Source organism: Burkholderia theae, from assembly GCF_048565265.1.
Taxonomy (GTDB): Bacteria; Pseudomonadota; Gammaproteobacteria; order Burkholderiales; family Burkholderiaceae; genus Burkholderia; species Burkholderia theae.
The window spans coordinates 2,980,987-2,997,967 of the sequence record NZ_CP183461.1; the positions used below are offsets into that span (position 1 = coordinate 2,980,987).

12 protein-coding genes and 1 pseudogene are annotated in these 16,981 nt (G+C 60.1%); 3 read left to right on the top strand and 10 right to left on the bottom strand.

Features of this window, described 5'->3' with window-relative positions; all coding sequences use genetic code 11:
- The first annotated feature begins 34 nt into the window (after positions 1-34).
- The gene (locus ACN22W_RS14110; protein ID WP_129512804.1) at positions 35-1,309 is read left to right on the top strand and encodes an EAL domain-containing protein; all 1,275 of its coding nucleotides are present in this window, start codon (positions 35-37) and stop codon (positions 1,307-1,309) included.
- 19 nt (positions 1,310-1,328) lie between these two features.
- Here ACN22W_RS14110 and ACN22W_RS14115 read toward each other — a convergent pair whose 3' ends face one another.
- From ACN22W_RS14115 to ACN22W_RS14125, 3 genes are all read right to left on the bottom strand, one after another.
- A complete protein-coding gene (locus ACN22W_RS14115) occupies positions 1,329-1,934 on the bottom strand; it encodes a class I SAM-dependent methyltransferase (RefSeq protein ID WP_343494837.1) in 606 nt (201 codons plus the stop codon).
- A 108-nt stretch (positions 1,935-2,042) separates the two neighbouring features.
- Positions 2,043-3,089: a 2-dehydropantoate 2-reductase gene (locus ACN22W_RS14120; RefSeq protein WP_419685085.1), complete on the bottom strand. Its 1,047-nt coding sequence runs from the start codon at positions 3,087-3,089 to the stop codon at positions 2,043-2,045.
- Complete coding sequence (locus ACN22W_RS14125; RefSeq protein ID WP_419685087.1) at positions 3,082-3,606, bottom strand: DUF962 domain-containing protein; 525 nt, start codon at positions 3,604-3,606, stop codon at positions 3,082-3,084. Before ACN22W_RS14125 ends, ACN22W_RS14120 begins: the two co-directional genes overlap by 8 nt.
- 81 nt (positions 3,607-3,687) lie before the next feature.
- On the opposite strand from ACN22W_RS14125, the gene ACN22W_RS14130 reads away from it, so the two are divergent.
- Both ACN22W_RS14130 and chrA read left to right on the top strand, forming a co-directional pair.
- Positions 3,688-4,395: a Crp/Fnr family transcriptional regulator gene (locus tag ACN22W_RS14130; RefSeq protein WP_419685089.1), complete on the top strand. Its 708-nt coding sequence runs from the start codon at positions 3,688-3,690 to the stop codon at positions 4,393-4,395.
- 87 nt (positions 4,396-4,482) lie between these two features.
- Complete coding sequence (gene chrA / locus ACN22W_RS14135; protein ID WP_419685091.1) at positions 4,483-5,694, top strand: chromate efflux transporter; 1,212 nt, start codon at positions 4,483-4,485, stop codon at positions 5,692-5,694.
- Positions 5,695-6,113: 419 nt separating this feature from the next.
- Here chrA and ACN22W_RS14140 read toward each other — a convergent pair whose 3' ends face one another.
- The 7 genes and pseudogenes from ACN22W_RS14140 to ACN22W_RS14170 form a co-directional block, all read right to left on the bottom strand.
- Positions 6,114-9,083 (bottom strand): NACHT domain-containing protein, encoded by a 2,970-nt coding sequence (locus ACN22W_RS14140; protein ID WP_419685093.1) that lies wholly within the window; start codon positions 9,081-9,083, stop codon positions 6,114-6,116.
- A gap of 362 nt (positions 9,084-9,445) precedes the next feature.
- Entirely contained in the window at positions 9,446-11,659 is a 2,214-nt protein-coding gene (locus tag ACN22W_RS14145; RefSeq protein ID WP_419687437.1) for a hypothetical protein, read from the bottom strand.
- A 162-nt stretch (positions 11,660-11,821) separates the two neighbouring features.
- A pseudogene (locus ACN22W_RS14150) lies at positions 11,822-12,070 on the bottom strand (hypothetical protein); the annotation flags it as partial.
- A 10-nt stretch (positions 12,071-12,080) separates the two neighbouring features.
- The gene (locus tag ACN22W_RS14155) at positions 12,081-13,109 is read right to left on the bottom strand and encodes a hypothetical protein (RefSeq protein ID WP_419685095.1); all 1,029 of its coding nucleotides are present in this window, start codon (positions 13,107-13,109) and stop codon (positions 12,081-12,083) included.
- Positions 13,106-14,161 (bottom strand): TRAFAC clade GTPase domain-containing protein, encoded by a 1,056-nt coding sequence (locus ACN22W_RS14160; protein ID WP_419685097.1) that lies wholly within the window; start codon positions 14,159-14,161, stop codon positions 13,106-13,108. The genes ACN22W_RS14155 and ACN22W_RS14160 overlap by 4 nt, the downstream gene beginning before the upstream one ends.
- On the bottom strand, positions 14,158-15,186 hold the full coding sequence (locus tag ACN22W_RS14165; RefSeq protein ID WP_419685099.1) for a GTPase-associated system all-helical protein GASH: 1,029 nt from the start codon (positions 15,184-15,186) through the stop codon (positions 14,158-14,160). Before ACN22W_RS14165 ends, ACN22W_RS14160 begins: the two co-directional genes overlap by 4 nt.
- Entirely contained in the window at positions 15,183-16,562 is a 1,380-nt protein-coding gene (locus tag ACN22W_RS14170; RefSeq protein WP_419685101.1) for a metallophosphoesterase, read from the bottom strand. Before ACN22W_RS14170 ends, ACN22W_RS14165 begins: the two co-directional genes overlap by 4 nt.
- Positions 16,563-16,981: the final 419 nt, after the last annotated feature.

Consider the following 16,981-nt stretch of genomic DNA (forward strand, 5'->3'; position numbering starts at 1 on the left):
TAGGTAAACTGGCAGTCTTCCTTCGGCCGACATCATGAGCATGATCGACATCGATCCCCCTGGCTTTCAGCCGCCCCGCCCCGTCGCCGGCGACGACGGGAACCGGCGCACCGTGCTGTACGGCAGCTACACGGTGTTCAGCGTGTTCCAGCCCGTTTTTTCCGTGTCGCACCGCCGCGCGATCGGCTATCACGCATCGCTGCGCGCGCACGACGAGGAAAGCCGCCAGGTGGCCTCGCACGAGGTGTTCACGCAAGCGGCACGGCGCGGCGACCTGCTCGAGCTCGGCCGGCTCGCCGAATCGCTGCATCTCGGCAACTTCCATGCGTTCGACAGCCACGACGAATGGCTCTTCCTGAGCCTGCATCCGGCCGCGCTGATGGACACCGTCTACGGCGACGCGCTGCTCGCGAACCTGAAGGCGCTCGGGCTGCCGCCGCACCGCGTGGTGCTCGAGGTGCCGGAACAGGCGGGCGGCGAGACGCCGCGCTACGCGGCGATCGTCGACGGGCTGCGCAAGGCCGGTTTCCTGATCGCGCTCGTCGGCTTCGGCGCGAAGCATTCGAACATCGACCGCGTGTGGCACCTGCATCCGGACATCGTCACGCTCGATCGCGGCATCCTCGCGCAAGCGAGTGAGCACTCGCATCTCGAACGCGTGCTGCCGGGGCTCGTGTCGCTGCTGCACGAATCCGGCCAGCTCGTGCTGATGGGCGGGCTCGCGACCGAGCGCGACGCGCTGATCGCGCTCGAGTGCGACGTCGACTTCGTGCAGGGCCAGTATTTCGCGGGGCCGAGCGTCGACCCCGTGCAGCCGCAGGCCGCCGCGGGCTGCATGGATACGCTGTCGGCCGCGCTGCGGCTGCGCGTCGCACAGCGCGAGCGCACCCAGGCGGAACGGCTGGCGCCGTACGTCGCCGCGCTCGAGGAAGCGAGCCAGAAGCTCAGCGCGGGCGCGCCGCTCACCGATGCGGCCGCCGCCGTGCTCGGGCTGCCCGAGACCGCGCGCTGCTTCCTGCTCGACGCGTCGGGCCGCCAGATCGGCGACAACGTGCTGGCGCGCGGCAGCGTCTCGCAGCGCGCCAAACGCTTCCGTCCGCTGCTGCATTCCGAGGGTGCGAGCTGGGAGCGCCGCCCGTACTTCATCGACGCGATGCGCGCGCCGGGCCGCGTGCACCTGACGTCGCCCTACCTGTCGATCAACGAGGCGCACCTGTGCGTGACCGCGTCGATCGCGGCGCCCGTCGCGACCGGCATGCAGGTGCTTTGCGTCGACATCAACTGGGAAGCGGCGCTCAACCGCGAATGAACGCGCCGGCGCGCCGCATTCACGCGGCGCCGGCCACCTTGCGCACGATCAGCCGGTGTACGCGCTTGCCGGACGAAGCGCTGACGACCTCATGCTCGTCGATCACGCGTATGCCGGCGCCGAGCGCCGCATGCATCCGCGCCGAGTCGAGCGGCGTATAGAGGCGGCCGCGCTCGTCGCGCAACACGCCGTTTCCGGCCACCCGCCAGCTCAGGTACAACGTGCCGCCCGGCATCAGCAGATCGGCCAGCCGCGCCGCGGCCGCCGACGCGTCGGCCTGTTCGAGGTGCATGACGACCGTTTCGCACAGCACGTTGCGAAACGCGCCGGACGGCACGCCGGCCAGCGCCGGCAGCGCGGACAGTTCGAAGGTCAGGTCCGGATGGTGCCGCCGCGCCTCGTCGAGCAGCGCGGCGCTCGCGTCGTAGCCGCGCACGTCGAAGCCGCGCGAAGCGAGCCACGCCGTGTCGCGCCCCGCTCCGCAGCCGACGTCCGCGGTCGGTCCGGGCGAGAAATGCTGTTCGAGCAGCGCGTACATGTCGTCGGGTGCGGCTTGGTCGAGCCAGTCCTGCGCGTATTGCGCGGCGTGGGCATCGTAGGCGTCGAGAGTCGGGCGATCCACCATGGTGATTGCTCCGCATAGGCGTCGTATGGCGCACCTCGCATCTTAGCCGTTGCGCGGCTGATGTGACGTCGCACGCCCGACCCGCGCGACGGGTGATCAATTCCGCCGCTATGCGGCCCGCACGTCGCCCGTGCGCGGCGCCTGCTCGGTCAGCTCGGCCCACAGTGCATCACCGCGCCAGGCCGGGCGCGCCGCGGCGCTTTCCGCGTCGTGGACCAGCGCGCACAGCCGCGCATTGACGGGCGCCTGCGCACCGAAGCGCGCGGCCAGCCGCACGACCTCGCCGTTGATCCACTCGACTTCCGTCGCACGGCGCGCCGCGAGATCGTCGGACATCGACGACCGCGCGAGCGGATCGATCGCGAGCATCCGGCCGCCAAGCACGCGGAACGCGGCATCGGGAAGCTCGAGCACGGCCGGGATCCACGCGGCCGGCAACGGCGTCAGCCGCGCGGGCCGGATCGCGGCACGTGCCAGCCAGTGCAGCGCTTCGCGCTGTGCGAGCGCGACGCAGCGCCGGTACGCGCGTTGCGCGAGTTCGTCGCGCAGCGGCAGGTTCGCGAGCGCATTGACCGCGTTGTTCAGGTTGAGCAGCAACTTCGCCCACTGCACGGCCGGCATGTCGCGATGCAGCGCGAGCGGCAGCCCGGCGCGCGCGAATGCGCCGGCGAACGGTTGCAGCGCGGGCGACACGTCGGCCGCGAGCGCACCGGCCGAACCCTGGTGGAATGCGCCGGGCTCGCGCTCGATCACGTTGAACGGCACCATGCCGGCCAGTACGGTCGCTTGTGGCAGCGCGTCGCGCAGCACGTCGGCGTTGTGCAGGCCGTTCTGGAAACTGATCACGACCGTGCCGGGCCGCAGCACGCCGGCAAGCTGCGCCGCGGCATCGCGCGTCGCGGCCGATTTCACCGCGACGAGCACGAGCCGCGCGGTAGCCGCGGCCGCCGGATCGGTCGCGAACGCGACATCGGCCGGCGCGAGCGTCGCGCGATAGCCGCGCTGGTCGGTCAGCGTGAGCCCGTGCAAATGAATCGCGTCGCCAATCCGCGCGCGGCCGACGAGCGTGACGTCCGCGCCGGCCGCCGCGAGCCGGCCGCCGATATAACAACCGACGGCGCCCGCGCCGAACACGCAGACCGGCGCGTCAGACATGCGAGTGCGCGCCGCCGTGCACGGGGCCGGCCCGCCGCTCGACTTCGCGGCGCACGTCACCGCGCAGGCCCGCGAAGAACGCGACTTCGGCGACGACGAACAGCGGCCCGACCATCAGGCCGACCAGGTCGTCGACGAATGCGGGCTTGCGCCCTTCGAACCAGTGCCCGACGAACTGCACGATCCAGCCGACGACGAACGCGCCGATGCCGATCGCGAGCCATTGCGCGGTCGGCAGCAATGCGAGCGCCTGCGCGGCCCACAGGCCGAGCGCGAACAGCACGGTCATCACGATCCCGAACCGCAGGTCGAGACGCAGGTAGAACGCCGCGAACGCGACCGCAAGCAGCAGCGCCGGCGACAGCGCGACGCCGGCCAGCATCCCGATCGCCGGCCGCGACAGCAGCACCTCGACCGCGAACACGATCATCGGGATCCCGACCAGATGCGTCGCGATGTTGCGCGCGTCGCGATGGTAGGCCGCATACTGGGAAAGGTGGTCTTCGAGCGTCTTCATGGCGTCTCCTGGTCGGTCGTTGAGCGCTATGATGCGCGTCACGCCCGAGAACCTCTGTCAGCTACCCGACATCGCGTGCCCATGCCCTCGTCGCTCGCCCCCTACCTGCCGCAGATCGAAGCGAACCCGTGGTTCGCCGCGCTGCCGCCCGCGTTGCGCGCGGACCTGCTCGCCAGTGCGGCGCTGCGCCGCCTGCCGGCCGGCCACGCGCTGTTCCGGCGCGGCGACCCGCCGTGCGGGCTGTACGCGGTACTGGCCGGTTCACTCACGATAGGTGCGGTCGACCCGCAGGGCAAGGAAGCACTGCTGACGGTGGCCGAGCCGGTCACCTGGTTCGGCGAGATCGCGCTGTTCGACGGCCAGCCGCGCACGCACGACGCGATCGCGCTCGACGATGCGCTGCTGCTGCACGTTCCGCAGGCCGCGCTGCTCGCGATTCTCGACGCGACGCCGCAATACTGGCGGCAATTCGCGCTGCTGATGGCGCAAAAGCTGCGCCTGAGCTTCCTGACCGTCGAAGCGATGAGCGTGATGCCGGCCGCGCAGCGGCTCGCCGCCCGCCTGCTGATGATCGCCGACGGCTACGGCGGCATCAGCGCCGGGCGCACGCGCATCCGGCTGTCGCAGGAAACCCTCGCGTCGATGCTGTCGCTGACGCGACAGACCACCAACCAGTTGCTGAAGGCACTGCAGGCCGACGGCGTCGTGCGCTTGCATGTCGGGGAAATCGAGCTCGTCGACGTCGACGCGCTGCGCCGCGCGAGCGGGCTGGGAAACGGTTCGCACTGAACGCCACGCAGCGGCCGCACCGAGACACCCCGCCGTCGCCGCGTTGCGCTATCGTGGCGGCTCGTTCCGTCCATCCCGCACGCCGTCTTGAACACGTCGACCCTCCCCGCCCCCTCCCGTGACCCCTGGCCCGTGTTCGTCACGTTCCTGCGGCTCGGCCTCACGTCGTTCGGCGGCCCGGTCGCGCATCTCGGCTATTTCCGCGCCGAATTCGTCACGCGGCGCGGCTGGCTCAGCGAACGCACGTATGCGGATCTCGTCGGGTTATGCCAGTTTCTGCCGGGGCCTGCGAGCAGCCAGGTCGGGATGGCGATCGGCCTCGCCCGCGCCGGCTATGCGGGAATGTTCGCTGTGTGGCTCGGCTTCACGATGCCGTCGGCGCTGCTGATGATCCTGTTCGGGCTCGGCGTTCATGCGACAGGCGCACCGATCGAAGCCGGCGCGCTGCACGGGCTGCGCATCGTGTCGGTCGCGGTGATCGCGCAAGCGGTCTGGGGCATGGCACGCACGCTGTGCCCGGATGCGCGCCGCGTCACGCTGATGGCCGCGGCGGCGTGCGTCGCGCTGCTTGCGCCGGCCTCATGGACACAGGTCGCGGTGATCGGCACGGCCGGTGCGGTCGGCCTCGTGCTGCTGCCGCAACCGGCACGCGACGCCCACGATCCGTTGCCGCTGCACGTGTCGCGCCGTGTAGGCGTGCTGTGGCTTGCGCTGTTCGCTGCGCTGCTCGTCGCGCTGCCGTTCGCGGCACGTGCGCTCCGCTCGGATACGCTCGCCGTCGTCGAGGCGTTCTTCCGCACGGGCGCGCTCGTGTTCGGCGGCGGGCACGTGGTGCTGCCGCTGCTGCAGGCGGCCGTGGTCGCGCCCGGCTGGGTCGACGATTCGGCGTTCCTCGCCGGTTACGGGCTCGCACAGGCCGTACCGGGGCCGCTGTTCACGTTCGCGGCATTCCTCGGCGCTTCGCTGCGCGACGCGCCGAACGGCTGGCTCGGCGGCACGATCGCGCTCGTCTCGATCTTCGCGCCGTCGTTCCTGCTCGTTGCCGGTACGGCGCCGTTCTGGGAACGCCTGCGCGGAAGCACACGCATGCAGGCTGCGCTCGCGGGCGTGAACGCGGCCGTCGTCGGGCTGCTGCTCGCCGCGCTCTATCACCCGGTCTGGACCGACACGATCATGTCGCCGCGCGATCTGGCCGCGGCGCTCGTCGCGTTCGTCGCGCTGTCGTTCTGGCGCGTGCCACCGTGGGCCGTCGTGATCGCGAGCGCGGCGCTCGGCTGGGTGCTCGGCCTGGTCGCCTGATCCGGCAGTAACGCCACGATCCTGCCGCACAAAAACAAAAAAGCCCTCGTTTCGAGGGCTTTTTCTGGGTACCGCGCGCCATGGCGGCGCGCAGGTTGTTCCGTAACAATAAAGACGGGGACATTCGGCAATAAAGTTAGGAACACAAGATCGCCCGCCAACAAACGGCTCACGCGATAGGAATCACATCCATATACATTTTACATATAAAAAATGGCCACAACATTTCCGATCGGAATATAAGACTCATCACAAAGGGGGCAGAGCCCATCTGAAAGCAATTCGCAAGAATATTTCTTAACTTTATTGCAAATCTGAGGTGCGCCTACGACGTCTCTCCCAACTATCGCAGCTCGAACTCGATGTTGGTCAACGACACTTGCAGAAGTTCATCCGTGCTGCTCAAACGCTTGGTCTAACTATTCGTCGTACCGCGCAAGCCTAGCTGCCCGAACGGCCAGCTCAGTCTCGCTCCAAGCGAATCGGCGAAGGCCCTCTGTCGTCGGTCGTTGCGTCCAACCCTCCCGCGTCGACGGGCGCAGAAGCCAACCGATGAAGGAACGTCGCGTATGTTCATCGCGCAGCAATTCTTCGCGTGCTACTTCTAACCACCACCTTACCTCACGCAAATTTTTTGCCTGGAGCAACAATCCACTGCAATCTCCGCCATTTGTGTTCGCTGCCGCCAACAGAACGCGAAATTTACTCAGGCTTCGTCGCTTCGTTACTAGACTAACAAGCCAGAGCACACCACCCAACGCTGCCAACAATGAATAGATCCACACGAATACCGGCAGTACGGGCGCACCAGTCAGGTACAAGCAATATCCCCCAGCGGCAACAAGGAGAGCTGCAACGGCCGTCCATTTTAAAAATGAAGCAATCACTCGTGGATAATTTTTCCAATGGATGAGATTCCAATCTAGGGCCCGGCGTATGAGTTCTTTCAGATTGAGTCTTACTCCAGCGCCGCGGAACCAGAAGCTAATGCATGATCGAATAAGATATATCCACACAAAAACTAGAAGCAGCGCACCAAATGTGCTGGGAAGGCGACCTTTTTCAAAGTAGACAACTATGAAGGCTAACGTGAGAGTTGATGTCGAAACAAACAGCGAGAACATCACGAGCTTGAAGATACTCCGGTTCAATGTTCGGTCGGTTTCGAATCCAACGTCGCCAGCATCAGATTTCCGTAAGATCAAGGACTGGGCCGTTCGCGCAACAAACTGATATGCGTGAGCAAGCGGCCGAACCAGGAAAGACACAAGCGTCACCGGGCGACGGAGCCGCAGACAGCGCTCTCGAACAATGTCGGCGCCCGTTTTGGAAGACAGCCGAGCAACTGCAGCCTCGAGGCGCCAAAGGTCTGAGAGCCCTCTAGCCTCAATCAAGCGATTCGCGAGCGTATTCCGGAGCCACGACGCGAGATCCGAAGACATCTCGCGCAGATAACTCAGTTTCGTGAAGGCTTCCTGCTGGATCACTCCAGACGGTTCGCCGATCACGCTTCTGATCCGAGCTTCCAATACCGCTGGTGCGGCAAGACCTGACGTGTTCAGAACCGTATATTGATTAATCAAATCGCCTTGCGACCAGAACTCCGTTAGCACCTCTGACACCGACTCTGTCAAATTTTTGGGACGGATGTCATAGCGGTTCTGCAACCCTTCCTGTAGCAGACTTAGCAGCGAAAACAACGATGACCCTTCGAATTCAAAGTACCCGACATCTGCCACTCCGAACTTATCCTTCACATATCGAACATGCGTTGCCCTCTCTCCCAGAAGACGTACTGCCTCGTTAAGCACCGGCTGGATGACTTCTTCCCTTTGAGACTGGAGAAACGTAACAACGTACTCGCGCCAACGGTCGTCCTCCAAGAGTGTCGACGCCGGCACTGGCAGTTCCCCACTAGCAAGTTGACCTACAACAAACGCTTCCTGATATCGGCGATGCGCGAACGTGAATCGTTTTTCACCACTTTTAGGCTGAGCAACATCCGAGCGAAGGATTTTTATGTATTCAAGTGCATCTAGTATTTGCCGCAGGCGATCAGAATCCAAGAATTGCGTGCACAAGCATCGACTCAACTGATTAAATGTTGGCGCCAGTCCCAGCTCATCGTGAAGCGCCAGCGCTCTAGCCATTCCTTTGGCGACACGGCTTAATTCCACTTCCGTGACGGAAAGTCTCTCCCCGAACCTATCTGCCCCAATATCGATAAGATTTTCGAGATGACGATTAAGAAGATCAAATTCACTTTCTGGAAGCCTCTTCTCTCGCTCGATATCCTCACACAACAACGTAAGAAACATCGGATTCTTGAAAACAGGACTATCGGCTGCCGCGATGTATTTGCGAACCAATTCACGAGAGTCCCTGGACTCGATCAACGACCTGTTGATCAGTTGCTCCTGTCGCTCAGCCGACAGCGCAAGCACTTTGAAACGCTCCCAGAAAAATCGAGGTGCCTTGTACTCTCGTGACGCAACCACTGCACGGCAATGGCTCACTCCCTCCAAAAATCCACGAATCGCATCAGCATATTGATCGATAATCTTTGATTTCGCTCCAGCATGCATCACCGCCGGAATTTCATCAAATGAATCCAAGAGAAAAAACCACTTTCCTTCCTCAATATATTTATCCCAGTGGCGCATGATATAACTATCCGTCCACATCCCGCGGATTGCATTTTCTTGTACGAATTTTGCAATGAACTCCGGTGTCGGCCCATCCGGCGGGGTGTTGGTGAGTTCCCGAAGATTGACGTAGAGGGGAATCTGATATGAGCGACGGGCATGACGGGCACGTACGGCGAGTTGAGTTGCGAGATGTCGCATGGCGACACTTTTCCCACTACCCGGCTCCCCTATCAGAAGTATTCTCGTCTCAGCGCTATTTTTAATTGCGTCGATCAATCGGCTCTCTTTGCGGATTGCAGATGTTGGCATCCTGAGTAGCCTGGCAACCACCGAACCATAGGACCGCCCCTCTGCTTGAACTTCTGCCTCAAGCTCGGCGAAATGCCGATCACTCCACGCCTCGAGACCATCGAGATTTCCAATATGGTGACGAATTGCATCACAGAACGCGTGTCTACTTCTCCTTACTGGTCGCCGCTCTACAAGATAGATATCCCATCGCTCCGACAATTTATCGATCCATTCCGTGGTTTTCACGAGCATCCCCAACAACCACTGAAATGCATAAAGACCAACCCCGATAAGCAGCATCCCAACGAGTATTTTCGAGACCATCGGCGTTGCGCTTCCCGTGAGAATCGACACGGCATTCCCGGATGATTTGATCACGGCACCTAGTGACCACTCATGCGGAATTACATCACCCAAATTGACCGGTAACTCATTATTCTGCGCCGACATATATTATCCGCCGATTTATTGATTCCTGCCATATTCGCCACCCAGACGCCAAGCAACGAAAATATAAAATTACCCATGATGCGCCGATTAAAATGATAACATCAGCAAGCAACGCTTGCGCATCACAAAGAATGAGAACAACAAAATTTTGAAGCGAGAATTAATCCAAGCCAGCCACAAGTGACACTTAGGTACAGCAACCTCGATATTGAAAATTAATATTGCCAGAAATAGCCAGATGCCGGAAATCAGGAGAGGTATCTAATTAGTAGTTTCGAAGCAGTGAAATCTCGTACCCCTCCAACAATCGATTCCCGCATAACGGTCAAAATTGACAGGCAGCCCCTGAATGGATCTATACCTCACTCGCCGAGCGTTTTACGTATCTCAGCAAGTGCGACCTGTACGGTTTGACGCCACGGCGGTTGAATGGCCTCAATATCACGCTCAATCTCCAATATGGTCGATCGGCCAGTGGATGTGCGGGTGACAACCCTGAGGATACGGACTGCATCGCCAGCCCGCGCAGCAGCCAATGCTATGTCCGTGGCAAGCCATTCGGAGCCGGAGAATCTGGTGGCCAGTTCCCGACGAGCGATCTTGCAACGGTCCCAATCCAAGAAAGGAAACATGAGCGAAAGAAAATCCGGCGTACGATCCTGTTGCAGCTCACGATATACTGCGGGAAAAACTGCGGCGATTAGTGCCGATGCTGGCTGGCAGTGCTCACGCATGGCAAACGACAAGAGCAGTGCGGCCGACCGTGCGAAACCCGCGCGATTTCCTTTGCTCGCATCCCATAGCAAATGTCCTGCCGCATTCGCTCCCTCGTAGGACAAGTCGAGGACCGTCCTTCCAATGATTCCGTCAGCGATCGCTTCCGGGGCCTCGACGAACTGAGCTCTGGCCGCTGGCGGAGCACTTTCGAAAAGAATGAGGTTCTGACTGGCGATATCGGACGGCACCCCCGCGGATAAGCCCGCACGGATGGCTGTTACTCCATCTAGGCTCTCTCCCGCTGTTTTGAGCAGAAGTTGCACCGCAGTTTCCCGAGACGCTCCTGCCTCCCGCCCGAGCACTGCGTATAGGCAGTGAGCGGCAAGTTTTGCTGCACGCCGTTCTTCAAGGCGAGGGAGAATTGCGAGCAAAAAGGCTAAGCCTTCTTCCGTTACCAACGGTACATTTTCGGCGATGTTCGCCAGAGATCTCGCCTCTGTGTCATCGAACTCTCCGACTACCGCTCGGACCCGCAACAGCAGTCCGGAATCCGAGAAGATGCGCGCCAAGGCAGGGGCTGGTGCAGTATCAATTAGCTTTAACAGGAGTGACCGTCGACGTGCGTCGCCGATATAGGTCTGATCGAACAGCCACCGAACGCCCTCTTCCGTCGTCTCAATGAGACCTGTAAGCATCTCGTCGCTCGCTTTTGACGGCCGAAGCGAAGCAACGAATTCGCGTACGAGAGGCACCGCGGCAGCACGCCTTGCCTCGTCTACGAGAACGTCATTGAGTCCCGATGACCGGAGCCCAGCAGCGTCATCCAATCGCTTGATTTGGGCGACAATTTCCGCGCCGCTCATACCGGATACAAGGATTCGGAAAACTTCTGCGTGTCGCTCACCCGTCATATGTCGCAGGAAACGTCGACGCGCGCTTGCCAGCATCTCCGAATCTGCATTCTCGAGACCAGCTATAACCTTCGTGTCGAGATCAGTGCCCTTACTTAGGATTTCGTCTGCAAGGGATGCGCTGGCGATCATGAGCTTCACGAGTTCGGTAGGCTCGAGTTCGACCAACTTCAGAACGACGTCGTGTGTAGCCGAGACAGCCAAACCATCCCCAAGCGCACCCAGAAGCAGCTCTCGACCATCTTTGGCAAGAATCATCGGAACTACTGCGACTGCGTCGTTGGGATTTTGACGTGCGAGAGATATGGCCGATGACCTTATAGATTTGGCAACGGACAAGCGTAGCTTTGAGTCTCCAACCTTATCAGTCAAGGTCTGCAGAAACCCCCATGCATCTCGCGGAGGCATCGTCGCGACCGCAGTAGCGGCAGCCGAGGCAAGTGCAGGTCCCAAGCCGCTAACGAGGTAGGCACTTTTGATCGTTCTAGTGTTGGCTATGTCGAGCAAACCTAGCGCAGCGAGAGGCTCGGAAGTCACCTTCTGATATAGCTCGTCCCAGAGCAGAGAAACTCGTAAGGCATCCTCACTTCCTTGCTCATCTCCGGCCATCTCACCCAAGACGTCAAGTCCACTAAGTGATGGGTTTGGTGCGCGAAAAATTCGGTCAACGATAGACGTCGACCATCGATGTCGCGCTGGGGAGGTGCGGCGTCCATCGATGCGGCGTCCCTTCCAATCAGAGAAACGCGACCTTGCCTCAACTGGAGCAAATACAAGGTCGAAACTCTTTTTTGCTATCGAACGTGGTGAATTGCAGAACGTCGATAGCGTAATATTTCGACGATAGGACGGCCAGACGGCCGTCAGCAATCGAAGGGCGATGACCTCGGGCATCTCCGCTCCGAAGACCGCTACCGGCAACCGCTCTTCGAGGAATAACGCTTCCAACAGCTCTGTGCCTACTCCTTCAACCGGCGGAAGTCGCTTGACCGATGCGCGAGGAACAGAAATTGGTTCCGTCGGGCCCGTCGGCCCTCCGGCTGAAACGGCTTCGGCGAGCGCAACGGGTTCATCCAAGGTCACCCAAGCCTGCATCGGAATCAGCAGAGACCTTGTTCGCACACAGCCGGCACGAGGCGCACTAAGATCCTGCCACGTCCGGGCGAGCACGTAGTGAGAACCACTCGGTAGCGGATAGCAGGTCAGGTAAGGCAAAAAGCGCTCGCCAGGCCCCAAGGGCCCTGCGACGTCAGATAGTCTGTCCAACAGGTCTTGATCCCGCGCAGGAAGACGCACGGACGCGGACAGGAGCTCATGCCCATGTCGGTATCCATGTAGTTGCTGTTCGATGACGATCACGAACGGTGCCTCAGTCCCCAAGAGCCCAAGCGAGGGGTAATGTCACGTCCGGATCCTCAGCCATAACACCACTCTTCATCACAGCGGTATAGCCAACCTCCGACAGATCTCGCCCCTTCAAAGACTCTCTAAATTCCGGCCTTCCTTTCAGGTTGCCACCAACGATCGACATCCCGAAAAGCTCGATGTCCAAACGGCCTGGTGTCTGAACTCGACCCGCGAAAAGCGGGAATTCTTTCTTGAGATACTGCATCGGACCAGCCCTTTTTGCCTCATCGTCAAGCATATCCCACGCAGTCACCACCACCGCCACTCTCGGCCTAGAACCATCAGGCCGATCCGTGAGCAACAGTTCTAGGTAACGCAGTAACTCGCAGAAACCGACTTGTGCCGGGAGCTTGGGTGCTTTTGGTTGTATGTGAGACACTGATTCACCCTGCTCTGTCGCTGCCGCCTCTGCGCCTGGTTCCGCGGCAACAACCGCAGGGCCGGAAATTGACCTAGCAGCAACGCTTCCCTTTTCACCTTCTGCTTCGTCGTCTTCGTCTTCCTCGTCATAGTCATCGCCAAGCTCGTCGTCCACCACAGCCGCGTGCATTTGCAGCATGTCGCGGGCAGTGACCCAGTCCATCGGTTGCGCGTTAAGCTTGGTGTGCGCACGAAGAAAGAGAATCGCAGAAGATGAGCCTTTGAACTCATCAATCCACTCTTGGGGCAACTCGTAGGTCTCGACTGCTCGCTTCCAGAGCTCACCAGTAATATCGGGAACTGAGATCTTCTTCGGTACACCCGCCCCCCCATTCCCGCGAACCTCGATCACGAAATCGCGACGCCCATCCTCTATATTCCGCTCCGACCTAGGCGCAAACTTACGCGCCATAAGATGACGCACTGCGTCGTCGACATAGTGGATGTTCGTGGGCAGACGCTCAGCGCGCAATGCTCCTTTTCTCGCCTTGAAGGCGAGCCAAAGTCGGGCGATGTAGTTTGTCTTACCAGACCCTGGGCCACCAACCAGCATTACCGATCCGGAATTCATTGCCGCCCCCTAAACATAAGCAGCGCGCGATCATCCTGCTCAGCCTCAGTCGCAGGCCAGAATGCATGGGCCCGTTTGGGCGGGCAAATCGACCGTTCCATCAGCTCAGCAACCCCATCACCTGGTGAAATGGCGTCGTTCGATGAGAAGGACGCAATGGGCGCCATCTCGAACTCGAAGCCGAGTCGGATCGCCGTCTCGGCAAGCCCTGTGACTTCAGCCGCAGGGAAAACGTCTGCGTCCCTCCATGTCGGCACGAGCAGTATGCCCGGTCTATGCTCACCGAGTAGGTCTGCTAGACGCTCGATGAGAAGGCTAGCCCTGTACCGCGCATATGCAACGGTTTCGTCATTTGCGAACTGACGGCCGTCGACCATTAACCAGATCACGCTTGATGATTTCAAAAACGCCAAGCGCGTGACGTTGTTGAGATCAATGAGTTCTTTCGACCACTCACCGGGCAAATCAGGCAAAAGAAGATCGAAGAGCCTGCCATCTCTATCGCGTCGTAACCGTAGGTGCAGAAACCCAGCCTCCCGATCGTCGGTGAGCGTCGTATGGGCAGTAATCTGTTCAGGTGGGTTGCCCTTCACCCACATTCGACTTCCACGCGCGATTTCTTCGAATGCTCTTAACGTCATGCTGTCGGCGAAACTGAACCCTTCGAACTCACCTTTCGCCAGCAACAGGTAAGCACTGACGAGACACGCTGTCTTACCAGCACCGGGCAGGCCGACGATACCTATCATGCACGTCTGCCTCGCCCCCATCATGGCGTTTGCCTTGTCGAGATTTAGCGTCCGACTGGGAGGTAGCGTAGGAAGTTCGGTCGGTGCATCAAGAACCGCTCCCCCCACCTCGAGACGCCGCGCAACGTCCAACGACGATCCGGCGCCGTCAGAGTCCGCCTGCTCGCGTTCCTCCTCGTCATCCGCAAGGTCGTCTTCAGTCAACAACGGCCGGTGCGGACATTCATCGGGCGGATTACCACGGACGCACGCCTTCGTCAGATTGAAAGTACAGTTTGCGTCTTTGCAGGAACCTCGCGTCATGTTTTACCGCCCAGCTTATCCTCAAGATGGATAATCGCAGCCTCCAGCAAAGCACGAGTGCCCCAGTCCCTAGCATCGAGTGACACCGACGATTCACGCAGCTGTGCGTCGACCGGCAGCGCATTGATCAGCGGGAAAATAGAAGGGAGCGCCATCGCCCACGTACCTGCGAAGCTACGCGCTAACTGAGCCTTGTCTTCACCGAGCTTCCCGACGAGCCCCTCCAAGGTAAGCGATTCGGACTCGCCGATCTGCCGAAGAACAACATGGCGATGTCCATCGCTCGGCAACCTGCGAAGCTTCGACGCCCCCTCGATTCCAACCGCTATCGCACGACTGAAGGGTGCCTTCTTACCCAGCGGACAGTCGAAGAGACCACTATGATCGCCGAGCGCCCACCACAAGAAGTCGATTTCTTCGCGGTCGAGTTCAGCATTTTCCTTGAGCGCTTTGATGACAGGCTCCGTCGCTCGCTTATATGCAGTCTGCGCTCTTGCTCCCACGGGCTCGTTTTCGGAAATTGTGAGCTTGCCAACGTCAGGCACGTCCTGCCTCTCCCTTGCCTGCCTTGAGACGGCACGAACCCGATCCCGGCAGGCATCGTGCAGTTCCCTACGCAAAGCTTCGACAAAAGCGTTTTCGAGAGGGGATTGCAACGCGAGGCCAGACCATAGTGCGGCGGCCATTGCATCGGCAGACGTCCATCCGCGCGCAGTCAAAGGAGCCTCGCGAGCGAAATCCAGCGCCGCGACAGCAGCACAGACTGCACCCTGTAATTCGTGGCCGGACATCTGGAACGCAGGACTTTCGTCACTGATTGCCTTCTCGACGGTCTTGGACAAATCGACAGGAAGCTCAGCGCCGGCGAGGGCGTCAACCAATGCCGCAGCTACGCCTATCGCCGCTCGCGAGTTGAGCGCTTCGAATACCACGCGCAATTTTTCGACGGATCGGTTGCGTGCTGCAACGTCAGCATCGGTTGGTTCCGCCCAGAACATCCGGGAATATTTTGCCATTATGCTCATTGTATGTCTCCGCGCTTCTTTGCCTCGATCGAACCGAGTCGCTCCTCGATTGCCTGGGTCTTCCCTTGCTTGATTAGCATCCTGAACAAGCGACGCTCCATCGAATGGTCAAGTCGCCCTCTAAATTCAGGCCGTATTGCTCCTAGGTCCACGAGTGCATTCAACCTTTCGCCTTCCGACAGCTCCTGAAAGAACCTAAGCTGGAGAAGACGTTGGTCCACTGTCGGGGACGGCTCTGTGTCTGGCGCAAGTGCTGCCCGGTTGATCACGTTGACCGCCGTGTCGGCCGGCGATGTGGCTGCGGTGGCAACGGCAACCGGCTCGACTTCTGGCGTTCCTTCCGAAGCCATGCGATCCACTGGCGGTACGATGGTTGGCCGCGGAGCCCGGCGAAAGTTCGGCGAAGCCAGTACCTGCCGTTCCGCCCTTCCGTCCATGAACGCGTCGTCTCGCCTGAAGCGGGTCAGGTAGTCATCCCACGTTCTCGGATTGATCGTCACCGCGAGCGCGTCAGCATCCTCATCCCATTCGAAAACGAGAATGTTGTACTTGTACGTGTAGTCCTCGACAACCTTCTCCGGATTTGTCGCACCAGCGGCCAAGAGCAGCAAGTCGCGCCCCGCGTCGACTGAATCAACCTGCAGCCTCGGAAAGTGCTCGTGACCGGAAATTAGGACACGCGCTCGATTACGAAGGTAGTTGCGAGCCTTCCCCGAATCTTGGAACCAGTTGAGCGGGTGATGAACGAGGACGATGATCTCCTCCCCATCCTCCTCTGGCAAGACTTGTTGCCGCTTGCCAAGGATCAACTTTCCTTCATCGTCCTTGCGAGAACAAATAAGAGCCGAATTCAGACGCACGAACTTGATGCTTCGCCCTTTCGCGAGTTCGAGGCGTCCCCCGCTGGACATTTGTCCGTTCAGATCAAGCTCGCACTCGTAGTCCAATGCGAAATCACGATAAGCCGCGAACCGCCCATACAGAAAATCGCAGCCCTCGGCGCTATCCAGGAGCGGATCAAGGACGGCATCCCCATTTTCACGGATCTGTGTAAGAACGCATTCAATCGGGACAGAAATCTTGTCTCTATCGATGTCATGGTTCCCCGGTACCATCTGGACATTGACCCGCTCGCAGCCAATGGCATCGGTCAGCTCGACCAGCCATTCAGCGGCGATTCGATACTCGTGTTCCTTTCCTGAATATGCGATGTCGCCGGTCACGATCACGCCCGAAGCTTTTCCTCCCAGCTTCGCCACTTCCGCACGCGCGTCGTCGATCAACCGTCGCTTGGCGTCATTATTTACGACGATGTCCCCGCCATTCTTCTCTTGGCCGAAGTGGATATCGGAAAGATGAATAAAGATTGCTTTCAAGCTGCCCCCAGTGCCCCGTTTCCCGCGTGATCATAGCAAAAGGAACGGTAGGTTTGGATGAGCAGGCAAGCAAGAGCGTGAGCATATGACTTTGGCAATCTCACTCCTGCTCTCACGTTTCAGCCCAATCACCGCCAGTGCAGGGTCGTTAGAAGTCGAACGTACTTCCACCATCGACGGTATTGCCATCACCGCCGTTTTTTCAAATAGAACCTTCTGCCCATAGCAAAGCACCGTATCTCAAATAGGACATCGCCCCCATCTGGCTATCCCCCCCTGGCCAGAACGCTCCCCAACGGTCGATTTATAGATGCAAAAGCCTCGATGACTCCGTCAAGGACGAAGTCGAGGGCTTTCCCATATCCACCAAAGTCCACCCAGATCTTGCCATCTCGAGCTCACTGAGTTGCAACTGCTAC